The organism is Roseicitreum antarcticum (assembly GCF_014681765.1).
Classification (GTDB): Bacteria; Pseudomonadota; Alphaproteobacteria; order Rhodobacterales; family Rhodobacteraceae; genus Roseicitreum; species Roseicitreum antarcticum.
Genome location: NZ_CP061498.1, coordinates 411,459 through 429,948, shown reverse-complemented (window position 1 = coordinate 429,948; position 18,490 = coordinate 411,459). Strand labels below are relative to the sequence as shown.

Here is an 18,490-nt window from a genome sequence, read left to right as displayed (position 1 = left end):
ACCTCAACCCGGATCGCACCGAATGGGGCCTCAGACACCAGCGGCTCAGACACTGGCGGGATCGTCCTTTTCATAGGCCTCGATGATGCGCGCGACCAACGGGTGACGCACGACATCCTTGGCGGTAAAGTAGCTGAAGCTGATGCCCTTCACCCCGTCGAGGATCCGTTCCGCTGAGCGCAGGCCCGATGGCACGCCCCGCGGCAGGTCGATCTGGCTGCGATCGCCCGTGATCGCCATGCGAGAGCCTTCGCCCAACCGGGTGAGGAACATCTTCATCTGCATCTCGGTCGCGTTCTGTGCCTCGTCCAGCACGACGAAGGCGTTGGCGAGGGTGCGGCCGCGCATGAAGGCGAGCGGTGCAATTTCGATGCGCTTTTCCTCCATCAGCTTGGCCAGTTGCTTGCCGGGCAGAAAATCGTTCAGCGCATCGTAAAGCGGCTGCATGTAGGGGTCGATCTTTTCCTTCATGTCACCGGGCAGGAAGCCCAAACGCTCGCCTGCTTCCACCGCAGGACGCGACAGGATGATGCGGTCTACCATCCCTTCGGCGAACATGTTGACCGCGACGGCCACCGCCAGATAGGTTTTGCCGGTACCTGCCGGGCCGATGCCGAAATTCAGCTCATTCTCCAGCAGGTTCTTTACATAATCTTGCTGCGCCTTGGTGCGGGGGGCGACGGTCTTCTTGCGGGTGCGGATCTCCATCGCGCCGGTGCGGAACATTTCCAGCTGGTCGGCGCCCAGCGGCTCTTGCCCCATGCGGATCGCGGCGGCGACATCGCCATGTTCGACCGCGCCACCATCTTGCAGCCGATCATAGAGGCTTTGCAGCACATCCGCCGCGCGCGCACGCCCTACGGGATCGCCCATCAGCGACAACTGGTTGCCACGCCGGATGATCTGCACGCCGAGATGGCTTTCGATATGGGTGATGTTCTTGTCAAACTCACCACACAGATCAATGAGCAGACGGTTGTCCCCGAATTCCAGCACTGTCTCCAAGCTTTGATCCGGTTGAGGCGGGGGGGTCAGCGCGCTGATGCCCAAGCAATTCTCCCTTGATGTATGTTGCAAGATCATGGTGCCTTTGGAATCTCTATCGCGCAAGCGCCGCGTACAAGAATTCACGGCCCTGTCACAAAATAGGCGGAAATCCGGTCATATTGCCGCAGCCAGACCCAAGATGTGGGTCATGGCGTCAGCCATCCCACCACGACCCCGCCGAGCGAGTTCGTGGCATTCTCGGTGATTCTGACACGGGCGATCTGACCAGGCTGCACCTGCGTATCGGTCACGAAGACCGCGTGCAGGTATTCAGATTTGCCGACCATCTGCCCGACCTCACGACCCGGTTTCTCGATGAGGACCGATACCTCGCGCCCGATCATGGAGGCCTGCGTGTCACGCTGTTGCCGGGTCAGCAGCGCCTGAAGGCGGTGCAGCCGGTCGGTGGCGACGTCGTCCGACACCGCGCCGCGTTCGGCAGCGGGCGTGCCTGGCCTGGCCGAGTATTTGAAACTGTAGGCCTGCCCGTAGCCCACCGCCGCCACCAGATCGAGCGTCGCCTGAAAATCTGCCTCCTCCTCACCGGGGAAACCCACGATGAAGTCGCCCGACAGCAACAGATCAGGCCGCGCATCACGCAGCCGGTCGATCAGCGCCAGATAGTCGCGCGCGGTGTGCTTGCGGTTCATCGCCTTCAGGATCCGGTCGGACCCGGATTGCACCGGCAAATGCAGATAAGGCATCAGCTTCGGGCAATCGCGATGCGCGGCGATCAGGTCCTCAGCCATGTCATTGGGATGCGAGGTGGTGAAGCGAATACGCTCCAACCCGTCGATATCGTTCAGCGCCCAGATCAGCCGGGCGAGCGACCAATCTCCGCCCTGCCCCATCCCATGATACGCATTGACGTTCTGACCCAACAGCGTGATCTCGCGCACGCCACGTTCCACCAGCCCGCGCGCTTCCATCAAGACGCGGTCTGCGGGTCGCGAGACCTCAGCCCCCCGCGTGTAGGGCACGACGCAGAAAGCGCAAAACTTGTCGCAGCCCTCCTGTACCGTGAGGAAAGCGGTGGGGGCCCGGGCGGGTTTGCGCAGCCCGGGTGTGGACACAGCACCGGCTATGCGCGCGCTGGTCGAGGGCGCGCGGGCGGGCAGATGGTCGAACTTGTCCTCGGCGGGGAAATCAGTGTCCAGTGCGCGGAGGCCCGCGCGCACCGAGGCCTCCATCGCAGGCAGGCGGTGATAGGTCTGCGGCCCGACCACCAGATCGACCAACGGCTGACGGCGCATGATCTCGGCACCTTCGGCCTGAGCAACGCAGCCCGCGACACCGATCTTCAGGTCGGGATTGGCCTCTTTCAACCCGCGCAGGCGGCCCAGTTCGGAATACACTTTTTCCGCCGCCTTCTCACGGATGTGGCAGGTGTTGAGCAAGATCATGTCGGCGTCTTCCATCACGTCGGTGGTCGTGTAGCCCGAGGTCCCCAAGGCTTCGGCCATCCGCTCGCTGTCATAGACATTCATCTGGCAGCCATAGGTCTTGATGAACAGCTTGCGGGGTGCAGGGCCCGCCGCATCGCCTGCGGCTTCCACCCCGGGTGCGGCGGGGCTGAGGGCGGCGGCTCGCGAGGGATCGGATGTCATGGGCACAGACCTGTGGTTAAAGGCGGGAATAGCTTTCGCGGGCATCTAACCCCGATACCCCTTGTCTGCAAGGTTTACCCGGCAATCGCCTGCGCCATGGCATGCGACAGATCCCGCGCCGCAGCATTAAAGCCATAGGGTGCGTTCACGATGAAAAGCCCGCTGCCCACCATACCATGCCCGGGACGCGCGGGGGGGAAGCCAACCTCATGCACCACCGTGCCTGGCAGGTACAGCGCATGCAGCGCGTCCAGCATCGGGCGATGCGCGCCACTGGTCAGGATCGGATACCACAGCACCACGATGCCGACGTTCCACTTGCGGCAGATCGCATTGATATGGCCTGGAATGGCGGCGTAATCGGCCTTCACCTCATAACTTGGGTCGATCAGCATCAGGCCGCGCCGCGGGATCGGCGGCGTGCGGGCCAGCGCCATCGCAAAGCCGTCTTGCTGCGCCAGATGTGCGGCAAAACCGTTCATCGCATCCTCCAGCCCAGCAAATTCCTGGGGATGCAGCTCGGCCAAATGGATCGCATCGCCGTCGCGCAGGCTGAGCGCGGCCAAAAGGGGCGAACCCGCGTAGAACTGCGCGCCATACCCCGATTGTACCTGTTCCAGCGCGCGCAGATAAGGATGCCCGGGGGGCAAATGTTCGGCGATGCGGCGGATGCCCTGCGCGGCCTCGCCGGTTTTCAACGCCTCCGGCGCGTTCAGGTCATAGACGCCGCGCCCCGCATGGGTCTCCAGATAGGACAACGGCTTATCCTTCTGGCACAGGTAATCCAGCATCCAGCACAGCAGGCTGTGCTTATGGACATCCGCCATGTTTCCAGCGTGATATATATGCTGGTAAGACAGCATGGCGCATCCTTTTGGGGCTGGAAGGTATCGCAGGGTGCCGATCAGCCCTTGCGGCGCAGGCGGATTACAACATCGACCCGCTGAATCTCGGCCCCGTCGGGCGCGTCGGGCAAGCGGCTGATCTCCAATTGGTCGGCGGGCGCATCGGTCAGGTCCTGCGTGTCTTCCCAGAAGAAATGCGGGTGATCGTCGGTGCGGGTGTCGAAATAGGACCGCGTACCGTCCACCGTCACTTCGTTCATCAGCCCGGCCTCGCAGAATGCACGCAGCGTGTTGTAAACCGTGGCCAGCGAAACTTTCTCAGGCCCATCCGCCGCGGCGCCGAACAACCCTTCCGCGGTGACGTGGCGGTTGTGGCCGTCGCCCACCAGAAGCGCTGCCAGCAGCATCCGCTGCCGGGTGGGCCGGACGCCCGCACGCGACAGCCAGCGGGTGCCGGTGGTGAGGGACTTGTCGTTCATCGGTGCGAAAATCGGTTCCATACCTCTATATACAGCGCGAAGCGGCGGAAATTCAATTGATATTCAGCGAAAACTCTGCCGACACCCCCGGCCCGACACCTCAAGACCCGGCGCAGACTTGTCAGCCCCGCAACCGCGATGATAGACGAAAGGTTTACCAGAATGGGCAGAAGGCACAAAACATGACGCAATATCCGACATCATTCGACAAGGAAGGGCTGCTGGCCTGCGCACGGGGCGAGCTGTTCGGGCCGGGCAATGCGCAACTGCCTGCGCCGCCGATGCTGATGATGGACCGGATCACCGACATCTCGGGCGATGGCGGGGCGCATGGCAAGGGGCATGTCGTCGCTGAATTCGACATCACGCCGGACCTGTGGTTCTTTGAATGCCACTTCCCGGGCAACCCGATCATGCCCGGCTGCCTGGGGCTGGACGGGCTGTGGCAACTGACCGGCTTCAACCTGGGCTGGCGCGGCTGGCTGGGACGCGGGTACGCGTTGGGCGTGGGAGAGGTGAAACTGACCGGCATGGTCCGCCCCGACCGCAAGCTGCTGACCTACAAGATCGACTTCACCAAGGCGATCCAGACCCGCAGGCTCACAATGGGCGTGGCCGACGGGATCGTCGAGGCGGATGGCGAGGTGATCTATCAGGTGAAGGATATGAAGGTGGCATTGAGCGAGAGTTGAGGGGAAAGGCAGCAACGGGCGCTAAACCGGAAGACAAGTTAAAACACCATTCCTTACGGTAATTGCAGACTGTCCTGAGTTCTTGCCAGTTGAGATCAGGGAAAGCTTGAAGCAATTGAAATTGAAGTAGACTGTGCTGCGCTCCCCCCACTTGCCCCGCCCCCCTCGCTACACTACACAGGCGGGGTAAAGATAAACGGAGGCAGCATGCGTCGTGTCGTCATCACCGGGCTGGGGATTGTCTCGCCCATCGGAAACAATGCCACCGAGGTCGAGGCCAGCCTGCGCGCCGGCCGGTCAGGGATCGTTGCCGCGCCAGACTATACCGAGCATGGGTTTCGCAGCCAGATCCACGGCATGCCGCAGATCGTGCTGGAAGATCACATCGACAAGCGCAACCTGCGCTTCATGGGCCCGGGTGCGGCGTATAACTTCTTGTCGATGGAACAGGCGATCGCGGATGCGGGGCTGGAGGGCGGCGACGTTTCGAACGAACGCACCGGGCTGATCATGGGGTCGGGCGGGCCTTCGACCTCGAACCTGTTTCAGGCGCACAAGATCGTGATCGAAAAGGGCAGCCCCAAACGTATGGGGCCGTTCATGGTGACACGCGGCATGTCCTCGACCAACTCGGCCTGTCTGGCGACGCCCTTCAAGATCAAGGGTATCAACTATTCGATCACCTCGGCCTGCTCTACCTCGGCGCATTGCATCGGCAACGGGGTCGAACAGATCCAGATGGGAAAGCAAGACATCGTGTTTGCGGGCGGCGGCGAGGAACTGGACTGGACGTTGTCGTGCCTGTTCGATGCGATGGGCGCGATGTCGTCCAAGTATAACGATGCGCCCGAAACCGCCTCGCGCCCGTTCGACGCGCGCCGCGATGGCTTCGTGATCGCAGGCGGCGGCGGGGTCGTGGTGCTGGAAGAACTGTCGCATGCCTTGGCCCGTGGCGCGAAGATCTACGGCGAAGTCACCGGCTATGGCGCGACCTCAGACGGGCATGACATGGTTGCCCCGTCGGGTGAGGGTGGCGAGCGGTCGATGCGGCTGGCGGTTGCCACCCTGCCCGAGGGGCGGAAGGTCGATTACATCAACGCCCACGGCACCTCGACCCCTGCAGGCGATGTGACGGAAGTGGAAGCGGTGCGCCGGGTGTTTGGCGAAGGGGCCACGCCGCCCATCGCATCCACCAAATCGCTGACCGGACACAGCTTGGGTGCGACCGGCGTACATGAGGCGATTTATAGCCTTCTGATGATGCAGGGCAATTTCATCGCGCCCTCGATCAACGTGACCGAGTTGGACCCCGCGATCAATCCCGGTGAGATCGTGACCGAACTGCGCGAAGGCGTGGAACTGGACAGCGTTTTGTCCAACAGCTTCGGCTTTGGCGGCACCAATGCGACATTGGTGATGAGCAAGTATCGGGATTGATCAAGTATGGCTGAGTTATTGAACGGCAAACGCGGGCTGATCATGGGGGTCGCGAACGAACGCTCCATCGCCTGGGGGATCGCCAGCGCCATGGCGGCCGAGGGGGCTGAACTGGCTTTCACCTATCAAGGCGAAGGGTTTGGCAAACGGGTAGCCCCGCTGGCCGCATCGATCGGGTCAGACATCCTGATCGACGCGGATGTAAGCGATGATGCGTCGCTGGACGCCGCCTTCGCGACGCTCGCCGAGCGTTGGGGCAAACTGGATTTTGTCGTCCACGCCATCGCGTTTTCGGACAAGACGGAATTGGCGGGGCGGTTCATCAACACCAGCCGCGAGAACTTTCGCAATTCGCTGACCATCTCTTGCTACAGCTTTATCGATGTGGCGCGGCGCGCCAGCGCACTGATGCCCGATGGTGGTACGCTGTTGACGCTGACGTTCCAGGGATCGAACCGGGTCACGCCGTTCTACAATGTGATGGGCGTGGCCAAGGCCGCACTGGAATCCTCGGTGCGGTATCTGGCGAACGATCTGGGGCCGCAGGGCATCCGGGTGAATGCGGTCAGCCCCGGCCCAATGAAGACGCTTGCCGGTGCCGCGATCAGCGGCGCGCGCAAGACCTACCGGCAGTCTGAAGAAAACGCCCCACTGCGCACCAATGCGGCGCTCGATGCCGTGGGCGGCACCGCCGTTTATCTGGCGTCGGACTACGGGCGTCACACCACGGGCGAGATCGTGCATGTCGATGGCGGGTATCACGTTCTGGGGATGCCACAGCCTGAGAATATGTAGGGCGCAGGCGCAACTAAGCGCCTGCATCCCGGCTCGGTTCTACTGCTGCCCTTGCTCGGCCCTGTATTTGGTTCGGCTGCTCCGACACAATTCGCGTGCGCGCCGTACTTCCTGAAAATACCGGAGCCATAAACCGCGCGCCTCAATTGGTCCGCACCGTAAACCTCAGCCCCGCGCTGCCTTCTCGGCCAAACCAGATTGCCCGTCGCGCGCGGCCAGTTCGGCCTCGATCTCGGCCAAGGTCACGTCGCGGGCGGCGCACATCACCAGCAGGTGGTAGATCACATCGGCGGCCTCGGACGTGAGGCGGGCGCGGTCGCCCTTGACGGCCTCTATGATCGCCTCGACTGCCTCCTCGCCGAATTTCTCGGCGCATTTTTCCGGTCCCTTGGCCAACAATTTCGCGGTCCAGCTGCTGTCTGGGTCTGCGGACTTGCGAGCAGCAATCGTGGCGGCAAGGCGGGTCAATGCGGTGTCGGTCATGGGCAGAAACTCCGTCAGGACTGGCGTACCGGGATGCCAGCAGCCGCCATATGCGCCTTTGCCTGCCCGATCGTGAATTCGCCGAAATGGAAGATGGAGGCGGCCAGGACGGCACTGGCGCCCCCTTCGGTCACCCCTTCGACAAGATGGTCCAGCGTGCCGACCCCGCCCGAAGCGATGACCGGGACGCTGACCGCGTCCGCAATGGCGCGCGTCAAAGGCAGGTTGAAGCCCGCCCGCGTGCCATCTCGGTCCATGGACGTCAGCAAGATTTCGCCCGCGCCCTTCGCCACCACGGTACGGGCAAACTCCACCGCGTCGATGCCAGTCGACTTGCGACCGCCGTGTGTGAAGATCTCCCACCGGCCGGGGGCTACGGTCTTGGCGTCAATCGCCACTACGATGCATTGGCTGCCAAATCGGTCAGCCGCGGCTGCAACAACATCAGGATCGGCGACGGCGGCAGAGTTGAAGCTGACCTTGTCCGCTCCTGCCAACAGCAGCGCGCGCACGTCCATATGGCTGCGCACCCCGCCGCCGACAGTCAGCGGCATGAAACATTGCTCTGCCGTGCGCGTGACCAGATCGAACATGGTCCCCCGGTTTTCGTGCGTGGCATGGATGTCGAGGAAACACAGCTCATCCGCGCCTGCGGCGTCATAGGCTTTCGCAGCCTCCACCGGGTCGCCTGCGTCGATCAAATCGACGAAGTTCACGCCCTTGACGACCCGCCCGTCAGCAACATCAAGGCAGGGGATGACGCGGGTTTTCAGCATGATGGATTACCTTTGCAAACGGGATCAGGCCGGATGATGCATGCCCCGTATAGCCACCCGCGCGCGCGGCGAAAAGCCCCCAAGGAACAGTTTACCGCAGCGTCGGGGTCTGCCAGAGCGAGACGCGCAGCCCCCCATGCGCCAGCGGTGGGCCCGGTGGACCGAAGGGCAGTGCGGTGGCCCTCGCCAGCGCCGCGTCCGACGTGACCAGCCCGACCCGCCAGCCATGGAACCCCGCCAGCAGCGTCTTTCCCAGCGCGCCATAAAGGGCGAAGAGCAGCTTCTTGTCGCCGATCCGCGCGCCGTAGGGCGGGTTGACGATGACAAGTCCCTTCGGTCCGTCTGGCGGGATCAGGTCGCTGATCGCATGATGATGAAAGCTGGTAAGGCCCGCCAGCCCTGCCCTTTCGGCATTATCACGGCTAGCGGTTACTGCGCCGCCATCACGGTCGGAACCATAAAACCGCAGATCGCCCCGTCCCGCCACCCCGGGTGCTGTGCGCAGGGCCGACCATGCCGCAGCATCGAAGCTCGCCAATTGCTCGAATGCGAAAGCGCGGGAGCGGCCGGGGCGCAGGCCAGCGGCGATTTCCGCCGCCTCGATCACGAAAGTGCCCGAACCGCACATCGGGTCCACCACAGGCTCTGTCCCTGTATAGCCGCATTGCCGCAAGAACAACGACGCCATTGTCTCACGCATAGGGGCCTTGGCCATGGCAAGCTTGTGACCACGCAGGTGCAACGATGGGCCAGAGGTATCAACGCTGAAGGTGCACAGATCATCCTCGATCCGGACCTTGAGCCGTACCTCCGCTTCATCCGACAGCGGGACGCCCAGCGTCTCGGTCAGCGCGGTCTCGACCCGTTGGGTTGCGGCCCCGGCGTGATATATGCGCGAGGCCTTGCAGGTCGCCTCGACCCGCACGGGCACGTCCGGGCGCAGCACATCGGCCCAGGGGAACTTGCGGGCGCGTTTGTCCAGTTGCGCCAGATGCATCGCGCGGAAGGCGCCGATGCGCGCCAGCACGCGGGTAGCGCCCCGGAGATCAAGATTGGCGCGCCATACATCGGGCCAGCCGCCCTGAAAGCTCACGCCCCCAGGCTGTGCCATGGCGTCGCCATATCCCAGCGCGCGGACCTCATCGCACAGCGTGGCCTCCAACCCTGGGGCGGTGACGGCGAATATCTCGAAACGCTGGGAGGGATCTGGTGTCATGTCGGCCCTTCTACGCAGGTCCGCAGGGCGAGGGAACCGCTATTTTTGCGCGCGCCCGGCCATCGGCCCGGGCAGCGCCACCACGCAAAAAGCATGCCCCGTTGCCGGGACATGCTTTAAGTCGCGTACGGACGCGTCACGTCCTATTCGGCCGCGATTGCCCGGGGCGCGGCGGATGTCCCGCCGTCAGCCAGTTCCAAAGGGTCTGCCTGCCCTTCGATCAACGCGGCATGTAGCGCCTTGATCGTGGCTTCCATGTGTTCCTTCTCGACGATGATCTGGGTATCCACGCGACGCGCGCCCTGCTGCATGGCGATGGGGGTGATCTTCACCTCTTCCAGCGCCTGCAAAGCGCGGCGCATCACCGACAGCCCGCCCATATCCGACCCGATGGCCGAGACCAGCGCCAAGTTGCGCGTGGTGATATCGGCATTGGGGAACTTCGCGGCCACATCACGTTCCACCCGACGGATGGATTTCAAAGAGCCGTTCAGCCAATGCGTGATGCAATTGGCGTTGGACGTCTTGGAGACGATCCATACCTTGTGCCGCGTCAACGCTTCCAGAATGGCAGCATCATAGCCTTTGGCCCCCACCATATCGGGTTCAAACACCTCGAATGCATAGACGCCAAGGCCGGTGACCATTTCCACCCGCCCCTTCACACCTGCATCGGGACCGATGAACGTGCCGGGATTGCCGGGATCGAACGCATTCATCACCCGCAGCGGGACATGGGCCTGACGCAGGATCTTCGCGGCATTGGGGTGAATCGCCTCCATGCCAAGGTTCGAAAGCTGATCGGCCACGTCGTAGTTTGTCTTGCCGATCTGGCGCACGTTTTCCAACCCAACGATCTTGGGATCCGCGCTTGAGAGGTGGAATTCCTTGTGGATGATCGCCTCGGACGCCTGCATGCTGGCAGCCAGATGGGCGAAGACCACCTCGGTATAGCCGCGGTCATATTCGCTCATCAGCCCTTCTCGGCACTGGGCATAGCCGGTGACGATGGGCAAGTCGCGGGACACATCCACATCCGACATGGCCGAGGTCAGGCGTTCGGCGAGATCAGGCTGGTTGTCGTCGCGCCAGCCAGTCAGGTCGATGAAACGCGCATTCACCCCGTTGCGGTTCAGCAGCAACGTCGTGACGAAGGCGGAATGCGCCTCACCCAACCCCGACAGCAGTTCGCGCAGGGTCATCAACTGTGATTCAATGCGAAAATGCCCGTAAGAGCAGAGGCGTTGCAGGTCGATCATGCAGGCGCGTGCGCCTTCGACCCGGTCGCGCACAAAGGCGTCAGCGCGTTCACGGTCGCCGCCGTCGGACAGGATCTCGCCATGCACACGGATCATCTCGGACGCGACCGCATTCAACGCATCCATCCAGCCACTGTCGTTATCCGCGTCAGCAAACAGCGCATAAACCCCGGACTGGCCCGTTTTCTTGTGTTCCAGCAGCAGGTTGGTGATCCCGCCAAAGGCCGAGACCACAAAGACCCGGTTGTACAGATCTGCCCCGGTGCGCTGGCCGATGAACAGCGTGTCGAGCAATTCGTTCGCACGGCTCATCGACGTGCCGCCGATTTTTTCAACAGTCAATGTCATGTGAGAGATCGCGCCACGGTTGACCCGCGACGCGCCTTTTTGTTGTTGCGACAATGCAGCGTCAGTCCGCAGCTGCGTAAGAGCCGTCGGCCTGGTGCACCTCGGTCCCGGTCACGGGCGGGTTGAAGCAGCAGGCAAAGACCATCTCGGTCTTGCAGCGCAGGGTGTGCTTGTCATGCAGGTTCAGCGCATACATCACACCGGGGCGCAGATCGTGCACCTCGCCTGTGGCGAGATCCTCGATGCTGCCTTCACCGCTGACGCAATACACACTTTCGAAGTGGTTCTTGTAGTGGAAAGTATGTTCCGAACCGGCCTTGATCGTGGTGATGTGGAAGGAAAAGCCCATCCCGTCGTTGGCGAGCAGCATGCGGACTGAATTCCAGCGCGCGTCTGCCACTTTGCGTTCGGTGTTCTTGGCTTCATTGAAATCACGAATAATCATGTCAGTTTACTCCGCTGCCATTTGCTTGGGGGTCGCTGCTGCTTTCACGGCAGCTTCAAGGATATCCAGACCCTTGGCGAATTGTTCTTGTGGGATGGTCAGCGGTGCAAGCACTTTGACCACCTCGTCGTGTGCGCCGGAGGTCTCGATGATGAGGCCCTTCTCAAAGCAATCCGCACAGATGGCCGAAGCCATGTCGCCCGAACCGACGTCGACGCCCTGCATCATGCCGCGCCCCTTCAGGCCAGCACCGGGAACCAATGCAGCGATCTTGGTCAGCCGCTCGTTCAGGTAGGCGCCCTTTTCCTGGACGGATTTAGCGAAGCTGTCGTCTTTCCAGAACTTCTGCAACGCAACGCGCGCGGTCACGAAAGCGTGGTTGTTGCCACGAAAGGTGCCGTTATGCTCGGCCGGTTTCCACACATCCAGATCAGGACGGATCAACAGCGCGGCCATCGGCAGGCCCATACCCGAAAGCGACTTCGCCAGCGGGATCAGGTCTGGGGTGAAGCCCATATCCTCAAAGCTGAAGAACGTGCCGGTACGCCCGATACCTGACTGAATGTCATCGACGATGAACAGCGCACCGTGGTCTTTGGCCAGTTTCGAAAGGCCACGCATGAACTCGGGCGATGCGGCGTTCAGCCCGCCCTCACCCTGCACAGGCTCGATCAGGAAGGCCGCAGGCGCGTCAATCCCACTGGACGGATTCGCCAGCATCTGTTCGATCATTTGCAGCGAATCTAGCCCGTCCATCGCCCCCTCGAAGGGCATCCGGGTGACACCCGACAGCGCCATGCCTGCGCCACCGCGTTTGCCAGCATTCCCAGTCGCGGCCAGCGCGCCCATCGTCATGCCGTGGAAACCGTTGGTGAAAGCGATGATCTGGTCGCGACCGGTGATCTTGCGGGCCAGCTTCATCGCGGCCTCGACCGCATTGGTGCCGGTCGGGCCAGTGAACATGACCTTGTGATCCATACCGCGCGGACGCAATACAATCTCTTCGAACGCTTCCAACAGGTCGGTCTTGGCGGTGGTGTGCATGTCCAGGCCATGAGTCACACCGTCAGACATGATGTGATCGACCAGCGCGGCCTTCATGTCGGGGTCGTTGTGCCCATAGTTCAGCGAGGAACAGCCCGCCAGAAAGTCGGTGTACTCGCGCCCGTCCGCACCCGTAAGGGTCGCATTCTGCGCCTTGATGAACTCAACCGGAAAACTGCGGCAATAGCTGCGCGCATTGGATTCCAAACGAGTATAGATGCCGGTCGGCCCGGTCTGATCGTTCCGTTGCATGATATAATCCTTGATTTTGGGTGGCTTCAGGCGGCTTTTTGCATCGCCACGGCCATATCGATGGACACCAGATGCTCGGTCGCATGGGCCCCGTCGAAGTGATCTTCCCGCGTGAAATGCGGTTTGTCCGACAGCCGCGCCTTATGGCGACGGGCGAACTTGCGGAACAATGCCCAGCTGGCATCGTTGCTGCGGGTGATCGTCGTTTCAATCCGCGTGACATCGGCGCAGGTCTGACGGTCCACCAACGCGTCCAGCATATGGACAGCAAGGCCCATGCCACGCGCGGCTTCGCTTACAGCGACCTGCCAGACGAACAGCGTATCCGACTTTTCAGGCGGGATATGCGCCGAAATCCATCCGATGATCTGGCCATCGCGTTCAGCCAGAACCGATGTGCCCGCGAAATGGTCACATTGGATCAGGTTGCAATACATGGAGTTTTCGTCAAGCGGCTTGCAGGCACGCACGAGGTCCCAAACATCAGACCCGTCAGTGGTTTCAGGGGATCGCAAGCGAACCTTACCCTTGCGCGTTTCAATGATCTTGCGGTTGCTATATTCCATGACCTCTGTCCAGTTGTTTCCGTTGCGATCAATATATAGACACTGGTGATGAGATCAACATTCACGGCCCAAATAAATACCTTGTCAGATTACATGAATATTATCATATATTTAGATGATATTCCGGAAGTCATTTTCATGGATTCCAAAAAAATTCATACTAAGATTTTTCTGGATTTTTCAAACAGGATGTTGAGAATAATCAACCCACGGCTCCGGCGTCATTCAACTGTCACGCCCAGCGGGAAATTCTGCTGCAGCGCAGCAGCATCACGCAACCCAGATTCCATATTTCAACCCGATATTAGGGGTTTATCACGGTTTCCGCGCTGACGCATTTGACCCTTTGGTCAAGAGAGATGGCTCAACGTCGGCGCAACTTGAAGCCTACCCATGTGCCGACCGCAGTGCCCAGCCCAGCAGGCAACGCCATGAAGAACGCCATAATGAAGTAGCCCAAGCCGTCCCAGCCCTGGTTGGCGCGTGCCGCGATCATCAGCCCGACTGCCGCCAGAAGAATCACACCTGAAAGCGCGTAGCCCAGTTGCCGCGCAACGGGTCGCCGCTGGCCCATACGGCCCAGCACGAGACCCACGGCGGCACCTGCCAGCCCCGAACCGACCGGCACCAGGATCAGCCCCCAGTTCACCGCCGCCCCGCATTTTGGCGCAGGCAGACATGGGCACGGCCGCTCTGGATGGCAAAAGATCTATCGAGTCGCCCCGTTTCGCGGGGCTTGGCGGTACAAGGCTGGAGCGATGCACACCGAGTGCAAGCGAGCGCGCTCAGCGAAAAACCGACAGGCTATAGCGCATGGCCAGCGCGCGCAGCCGCTTTTCCAGCGAAAGACCCAGAGCGACAACGGGCCAGCGCAGCACCGACATCCCCGCGACCATGGCCAACAGCCCCAGAACCGGCCCGTTCTGGTATGTCACCATACCAAGAAGCGGGATGCCGGTCAGCACAAGGAAAAATGCGCCCGCGCGATGCCAGCGCGGCACTGTCAGCGCCCCGGCCACGACCCAGACAGCCAGAAGGCCGAGCGAAAGGTTCATGCCGCAACCGCCTGCAATCGGGCAGCAAGGCCACTGGCCCAGGCGCTGATTGTGCCCGCGCCCAAACAGATCACCATGTCGCCGGGGCGTGCAGTGCGACGGATCAGCGCCTCCAGATCATCCTCGGTCGTGACAGCGTGCGCGGCGCGGTGGCCATGCGCGATCAGGCCATTCACCAGATCATCGCGCGAAGCACCCGCAATCGGGTCTTCACCCGCAGCGTAGACCGGCGCGATGCCGACCACATCCGCATCATTGAAGCAACTGCAAAAATCCTCGAACAAGGATGAAAGGCGGGTGTAGCGGTGCGGCTGGTGGATCGCGATCACGCGGCCGCTCCCCTCCCCCAAGGCCTGCCGCGCGGCGCGCAGCACAGCAGCAATTTCCACCGGATGGTGGCCATAATCGTCGATGATCGTGATTCCGCCGACCTCGCCAACCTTGGTGAAGCGGCGGTTGACCCCGCCAAACGCGGCCAGCGCCGCGCGGATCTCAGCCTGTTTCATGCCCAGATGCCGTGCCACAGCCACGGCGGCGAGTGCGTTCGACACATTGTGATCGCCCGGCATTGGCAGGGTGCAGCCCTCGATCACCACGCTTTCGGATTGCAGGGCGATGTCGAAATGCGCCACACCCGCCACATAGCGCAGGTTGATCGCACGCACATCGGCCTGCGCGTTGAAGCCGAAAGTCACCACGCGGCGGTCGGTAATCCGGCCCACCAGCGCCTGCACTTCAGGGTGATCGGTGCAGCAGATCGCCAGCCCGTAGAACGGGATGTTCGATACGAAGTCGTAGAAGCCGCGGCGCAGCGCATCGAAACTGCCCCAATGGTCCATATGTTCGGGGTCGATATTGGTGACGATCGCGATCGTCGCGGGCAGCCGGTTGAATGAGCCGTCGGATTCATCCGCCTCGACCACCATCCATTCGCCCGCTCCCGCCCGCGCGTTCGAACCATAGGCATGGATTACCCCGCCATTGATGACCGTGGGGTCCAGCCCGCCCCGGTCCAGCAGTGCCGCCACCATGGTGGTGGTGGTGGTCTTGCCATGCGTGCCACCGATCGCGACGTTGGAGCGCAGGCGCATCAGCTCGGCCAGCATCTCGGCGCGGCGCACCACCGGCAGGCCCGCCATGCGCGCCGCCACCAGTTCGGGGTTGTCGGCCCGGATTGCTGTCGAGACCACGACCACTGCCGCATCGCCCAGATTCTCTGCCCGCTGACCGACGAATACCTCGGCACCCAGCGTGGCCAGCCGGTCAGTAATGGCGGACCCCTTCAGGTCCGACCCCTGAACCCGATAACCGTGAGTCATCAGAACCTCGGCGATGCCGGACATGCCGATCCCGCCGATGCCGACGAAATGGATCGGCCCGATATCGGTGGGCAGTTTGGTCGCAGCGGCGTTCATGCGGTCTCCTTCAATGTGATGCGGGCGGGGTTGCGCGCTCGGCCAGGGCGGTGACCATCACCACCAGCCGCTCAGTGGCGTCGGGCAACCCGCAGGACAGCGCGTTCTGCGCCATATGCGCGGCGGCTTCGGGGTAGCCCAGGATGGCGGCGATATGGTCGGTCAGCACCTGCGGCGTCAGCAGGCGTTCGGGAATGACGACGGCGGCATCAGCCTCGGCCAGCCCACGGGCATTGGCGCTCTGGTGGTCGGCGGTCGCAGCCGCATACGGGATCAGGATCGACGGTCGGCCGATCACGCTGATATCGGCCACGCTGCTGGCACCCGCACGGCTGATGACCAATTGGCATTCGGAGAGGCGGCGCGGAATATCGTCGAAGAACGGTGCAACCTCGGCCACCAAGCCTGCGGCATTGTAGGCGGCGATCACGCGGTCGCCATCCTCGGGCCGGGCCTGATGCGCGATGCGCAGATTGCGGGTCAGCGCGGGAGGCAGAGCCCCAATCGCAGCAGGTACCACATCTGACAAGATGCGCGCCCCTTGCGAGCCCCCCATGACCAGCATGTCCATCGGGTAATCGCCCGGCGCGATATAGCCCGCGCCCGCACGGTCCAACACCGCAGCGCGCACCGGATTGCCGGTATGGGCGCCTTGCACACCGGCAGGCAATTCGGTCGGCCAGGTGCCGCAGGCCACCGCATCGACGCGCGGCGCGAAGATCTGGTTGACGCGGCCCAGCACCCCGTTCTGTTCATGAATCAGGCGCGGGCAGCGCAAGATCCACGCCGCCCCAAGCGCCGGGATCGACGGATAGCCGCCAAAACCCACCACTACTGTCGGTCGGTCCATCAGCATCCGCACACCTGCACCCACTACGCCCGCCACGATACGCAGCGGCACCATCACCTTTGCTGCCAGCCCGCCGCGCGCGAAAGTCGCCGAACTGACCTGTTCCACCGCCACCGCCGACGGAAAGCCGCCCGCATAGCGCGCGCCGCGCGCGTCGGTCGACAGCTTCACCCGCCAGCCGCGCGCCAGCATCGCCTCGGCCAGCGCCTGCGCGGGAAACATGTGCCCGCCGGTCCCGCCCGCCGCGATCAGCAAAAGTGGCGTCTTCCCCATCAGATGGCTCCCAAATCCTGCATGCAGTCTATATCAGCGCGCGCGTTTGAGCAAAATGTCACCGATCTCGCCCTGCGGCCGGTGCCGGGTCAGCGACAACAACATCCCCAGCCCGATCCCCGCAGCGATAAGCGACGACCCGCCATAGGACACAAACGGCAACGTCATCCCCTTGGACGGCAGCAGCCGCACCGCCACGCCCATGTTGATCATGGCCTGCGTTGCAAACAGCGTGATCAGCCCCGTGCCAGCCAGACGGATCAGCACATCCCGTTCCCGCGTCAGGCGGTGCAAGCTGCGCAGCACGATTGTGGCATAGAGGGCGATAATGAACAGCACCAGGATCAGGCCGTATTCTTCGGCAGCGACGGCGATGATGAAATCGGTGTGGGCATCAGGCAGCGACCATTTCACCTGCCCCTCTCCCACGCCGGTACCAAAGAAACCGCCCTCTTGAATCGCGTTCTGGGCATAGCCCATCTGAGTGCGCGGATCGATGTCGGGCGACAGGAAGCCGTCGATGCGGCGGGCGAAGTGCTCGGACCCGTTGTAGGCCAGAAAACCCCCGAACACCGCCAGCCCTGCCAGCCCCAGAAGCAGTACCAGCGGTGCCCCCGCCACGAAATACATCACCATCCATGTGAATGAGACCAGTGCTGCCTGCCCGAAATCAGGTTGCATCGCCAAGAGACCCACGACCAGCACCGTAAAGCCCAGTGACAGTGCCTTGCCCGGCGGACCATTTATCTCTTGCCCTGCAGCCATCATCCACGCGGCAAACACGGCAAGGCAGGGCTTGAGGAATTCAGACGGCTGCACACTGGCAAAACCAAGGCTGTACCAACGCACCGCGCCTTTGCCGAAATCGGTACCCAGGAACGGCAGGCATATCAGCGCTAGCATTGTGGCAAAAAACCCCAACACCGATAGGCGGCGGATGCTGTCCGGCGACATCATCGAGGTTACCACCATCGCGATCACCGCCATGATGCCAAAGAACAACTGCCGCTGCACATAGTAGAAGGGCGGCAAGCCGTTGCGCGCGGCCAGCGGCGGGCTGGAGGCCAGCCCCAGCAAGACGCCCACGCACAGCAAAAGCAGCACACAAGACAACGTCCAGCGATCCACCGTGCGCCACCAGCGTGGAATCACAGGCTCGCCCACGCGCATCGGCGCGGTGCCATACACCATTTCCGTCATGATCTGCCCCGATCAACCTCAGATACCGCCCGTTTTCCGGGTCTGTGTATCAAAGGGTACCCGGTTTGCGTGCATCTGACCAGACAGAAATAAGTGATCAGGCGGTGGGTTGCGCAGGCGCCTAATCGCGGCAACGGGTCGGTCAGTTCCAGCCCTGCTGCGGGCACTGCCAAGACGCGTGGGCGAAAAGACACCGCAGGCTATTTGGCACCGCTCGCCTAGGCACGGGGTCCGCGTGCAGCCGCACAGCGCCTGACGCAGGACACCCATTGACGCAACGGCGGCGTTGCATTCTCACGCGCAGGGGTATTCCCCAAATCCACCCCGCCCCACCACAGGGCAAAGCGGTCTGCCACAGATCATTGACGTGGCGGGCTTCTTGATCCGCCGCGTACAGCAAGCAAGT

The 18,490-nt window shown here is 62.5% G+C and carries 19 protein-coding genes; 3 read left to right on the top strand and 16 right to left on the bottom strand.

Annotated elements, in window-relative coordinates; all coding sequences use genetic code 11:
- Positions 1-45 precede the first annotated feature (45 nt).
- The 4 genes from H9529_RS02005 to irrA form a co-directional block, all read right to left on the bottom strand.
- Positions 46-1,083 carry a PhoH family protein gene (locus H9529_RS02005; protein ID WP_092886028.1) on the bottom strand — a complete coding sequence of 346 codons (1,038 nt, stop codon included), beginning with the start codon at positions 1,081-1,083 and terminating at the stop codon, positions 46-48.
- 110 nt (positions 1,084-1,193) lie between these two features.
- A complete protein-coding gene (gene miaB / locus H9529_RS02000) occupies positions 1,194-2,534 on the bottom strand; it encodes a tRNA (N6-isopentenyl adenosine(37)-C2)-methylthiotransferase MiaB (RefSeq protein ID WP_397544894.1) in 1,341 nt (446 codons plus the stop codon).
- Between the two features lie 194 nt (positions 2,535-2,728).
- The gene (locus H9529_RS01995; protein ID WP_092886024.1) at positions 2,729-3,517 is read right to left on the bottom strand and encodes a 23S rRNA (adenine(2030)-N(6))-methyltransferase RlmJ; all 789 of its coding nucleotides are present in this window, start codon (positions 3,515-3,517) and stop codon (positions 2,729-2,731) included.
- A 41-nt stretch (positions 3,518-3,558) separates the two neighbouring features.
- A complete protein-coding gene (gene irrA, locus H9529_RS01990; RefSeq protein WP_223814266.1) occupies positions 3,559-3,999 on the bottom strand; it encodes an iron response transcriptional regulator IrrA in 441 nt (146 codons plus the stop codon).
- Between the two features lie 161 nt (positions 4,000-4,160).
- On the opposite strand from irrA, the gene fabA reads away from it, so the two are divergent.
- The 3 genes from fabA (at position 4,161) to H9529_RS01975 (ending at position 6,902) form a co-directional block, all read left to right on the top strand.
- Positions 4,161-4,670 (top strand): bifunctional 3-hydroxydecanoyl-ACP dehydratase/trans-2-decenoyl-ACP isomerase, encoded by a 510-nt coding sequence (gene fabA, locus H9529_RS01985; protein ID WP_092886022.1) that lies wholly within the window; start codon positions 4,161-4,163, stop codon positions 4,668-4,670.
- A gap of 207 nt (positions 4,671-4,877) precedes the next feature.
- The gene (gene fabB, locus H9529_RS01980) at positions 4,878-6,107 is read left to right on the top strand and encodes a beta-ketoacyl-ACP synthase I (RefSeq protein ID WP_092886020.1); all 1,230 of its coding nucleotides are present in this window, start codon (positions 4,878-4,880) and stop codon (positions 6,105-6,107) included.
- Positions 6,108-6,113: 6 nt separating this feature from the next.
- The gene (locus H9529_RS01975) at positions 6,114-6,902 is read left to right on the top strand and encodes an enoyl-ACP reductase FabI (protein ID WP_092886018.1); all 789 of its coding nucleotides are present in this window, start codon (positions 6,114-6,116) and stop codon (positions 6,900-6,902) included.
- A gap of 165 nt (positions 6,903-7,067) precedes the next feature.
- On the opposite strand, the gene H9529_RS01970 is transcribed toward H9529_RS01975, so the two are convergent.
- The 12 genes from H9529_RS01970 to ftsW form a co-directional block, all read right to left on the bottom strand.
- Positions 7,068-7,385, bottom strand: coding sequence for a phosphoribosyl-ATP diphosphatase (locus tag H9529_RS01970; RefSeq protein ID WP_092886016.1), 318 nt, complete (start codon positions 7,383-7,385; stop codon positions 7,068-7,070).
- Between the two features lie 14 nt (positions 7,386-7,399).
- Positions 7,400-8,161, bottom strand: coding sequence for an imidazole glycerol phosphate synthase subunit HisF (gene hisF, locus H9529_RS01965; RefSeq protein WP_092886014.1), 762 nt, complete (start codon positions 8,159-8,161; stop codon positions 7,400-7,402).
- A gap of 91 nt (positions 8,162-8,252) precedes the next feature.
- Complete coding sequence (locus tag H9529_RS01960) at positions 8,253-9,377, bottom strand: THUMP domain-containing class I SAM-dependent RNA methyltransferase (RefSeq protein WP_092886012.1); 1,125 nt, start codon at positions 9,375-9,377, stop codon at positions 8,253-8,255.
- 143 nt (positions 9,378-9,520) lie between these two features.
- The gene (locus H9529_RS01955; protein WP_092886010.1) at positions 9,521-10,984 is read right to left on the bottom strand and encodes an aspartate kinase; all 1,464 of its coding nucleotides are present in this window, start codon (positions 10,982-10,984) and stop codon (positions 9,521-9,523) included.
- A gap of 61 nt (positions 10,985-11,045) precedes the next feature.
- A complete protein-coding gene (locus tag H9529_RS01950) occupies positions 11,046-11,429 on the bottom strand; it encodes an ectoine synthase (protein WP_092886008.1) in 384 nt (127 codons plus the stop codon).
- Positions 11,430-11,435: 6 nt separating this feature from the next.
- Entirely contained in the window at positions 11,436-12,725 is a 1,290-nt protein-coding gene (gene ectB / locus H9529_RS01945; protein WP_092886006.1) for a diaminobutyrate--2-oxoglutarate transaminase, read from the bottom strand.
- 26 nt (positions 12,726-12,751) lie between these two features.
- Positions 12,752-13,291, bottom strand: coding sequence for a diaminobutyrate acetyltransferase (ectA, locus tag H9529_RS01940; protein ID WP_092886004.1), 540 nt, complete (start codon positions 13,289-13,291; stop codon positions 12,752-12,754).
- Between the two features lie 364 nt (positions 13,292-13,655).
- Positions 13,656-13,940: a hypothetical protein gene (locus H9529_RS01935; RefSeq protein WP_092886002.1), complete on the bottom strand. Its 285-nt coding sequence runs from the start codon at positions 13,938-13,940 to the stop codon at positions 13,656-13,658.
- A 136-nt stretch (positions 13,941-14,076) separates the two neighbouring features.
- Positions 14,077-14,346 (bottom strand): DUF2484 family protein, encoded by a 270-nt coding sequence (locus tag H9529_RS01930; RefSeq protein WP_092886000.1) that lies wholly within the window; start codon positions 14,344-14,346, stop codon positions 14,077-14,079.
- Complete coding sequence (gene murC, locus H9529_RS01925) at positions 14,343-15,761, bottom strand: UDP-N-acetylmuramate--L-alanine ligase (RefSeq protein ID WP_092885998.1); 1,419 nt, start codon at positions 15,759-15,761, stop codon at positions 14,343-14,345. Before murC ends, H9529_RS01930 begins: the two co-directional genes overlap by 4 nt.
- A gap of 10 nt (positions 15,762-15,771) precedes the next feature.
- A complete protein-coding gene (locus H9529_RS01920; protein WP_092885996.1) occupies positions 15,772-16,884 on the bottom strand; it encodes a UDP-N-acetylglucosamine--N-acetylmuramyl-(pentapeptide) pyrophosphoryl-undecaprenol N-acetylglucosamine transferase in 1,113 nt (370 codons plus the stop codon).
- Positions 16,885-16,917: 33 nt separating this feature from the next.
- Entirely contained in the window at positions 16,918-18,084 is a 1,167-nt protein-coding gene (gene ftsW, locus H9529_RS01915) for a putative lipid II flippase FtsW (protein WP_092885994.1), read from the bottom strand.
- Between the last annotated feature and the right edge of the window lie 406 nt (positions 18,085-18,490).

Bases quoted from the DNA above. Each gene is read 5' to 3' on its own strand.
- H9529_RS02005 (WP_092886028.1), bottom strand. From the start codon at position 1,083: ATGATCTTGCAACATACATCAAGGGAGAATTGCTTGGGCATCAGCGCG.
- miaB (WP_397544894.1), bottom strand. From the start codon at position 2,534: ATGAATGTCTATGACAGCGAGCGGATGGCCGAAGCCTTGGGGACCTCG.
- H9529_RS01995 (WP_092886024.1), bottom strand. From the start codon at position 3,517: ATGCTGTCTTACCAGCATATATATCACGCTGGAAACATGGCGGATGTC.
- irrA (WP_223814266.1), bottom strand. From the start codon at position 3,999: ATGGAACCGATTTTCGCACCGATGAACGACAAGTCCCTCACCACCGGC.
- fabA (WP_092886022.1), top strand. From the start codon at position 4,161: ATGACGCAATATCCGACATCATTCGACAAGGAAGGGCTGCTGGCCTGC.
- fabB (WP_092886020.1), top strand. From the start codon at position 4,878: ATGCGTCGTGTCGTCATCACCGGGCTGGGGATTGTCTCGCCCATCGGA.
- H9529_RS01975 (WP_092886018.1), top strand. From the start codon at position 6,114: ATGGCTGAGTTATTGAACGGCAAACGCGGGCTGATCATGGGGGTCGCG.
- H9529_RS01970 (WP_092886016.1), bottom strand. From the start codon at position 7,385: ATGACCGACACCGCATTGACCCGCCTTGCCGCCACGATTGCTGCTCGC.
- hisF (WP_092886014.1), bottom strand. From the start codon at position 8,161: ATGCTGAAAACCCGCGTCATCCCCTGCCTTGATGTTGCTGACGGGCGG.
- H9529_RS01960 (WP_092886012.1), bottom strand. From the start codon at position 9,377: ATGACACCAGATCCCTCCCAGCGTTTCGAGATATTCGCCGTCACCGCC.
- H9529_RS01955 (WP_092886010.1), bottom strand. From the start codon at position 10,984: ATGACATTGACTGTTGAAAAAATCGGCGGCACGTCGATGAGCCGTGCG.
- H9529_RS01950 (WP_092886008.1), bottom strand. From the start codon at position 11,429: ATGATTATTCGTGATTTCAATGAAGCCAAGAACACCGAACGCAAAGTG.
- ectB (WP_092886006.1), bottom strand. From the start codon at position 12,725: ATGCAACGGAACGATCAGACCGGGCCGACCGGCATCTATACTCGTTTG.
- ectA (WP_092886004.1), bottom strand. From the start codon at position 13,291: ATGGAATATAGCAACCGCAAGATCATTGAAACGCGCAAGGGTAAGGTT.
- H9529_RS01930 (WP_092886000.1), bottom strand. From the start codon at position 14,346: ATGAACCTTTCGCTCGGCCTTCTGGCTGTCTGGGTCGTGGCCGGGGCG.
- murC (WP_092885998.1), bottom strand. From the start codon at position 15,761: ATGAACGCCGCTGCGACCAAACTGCCCACCGATATCGGGCCGATCCAT.
- H9529_RS01920 (WP_092885996.1), bottom strand. From the start codon at position 16,884: ATGGGGAAGACGCCACTTTTGCTGATCGCGGCGGGCGGGACCGGCGGG.
- ftsW (WP_092885994.1), bottom strand. From the start codon at position 18,084: ATGACGGAAATGGTGTATGGCACCGCGCCGATGCGCGTGGGCGAGCCT.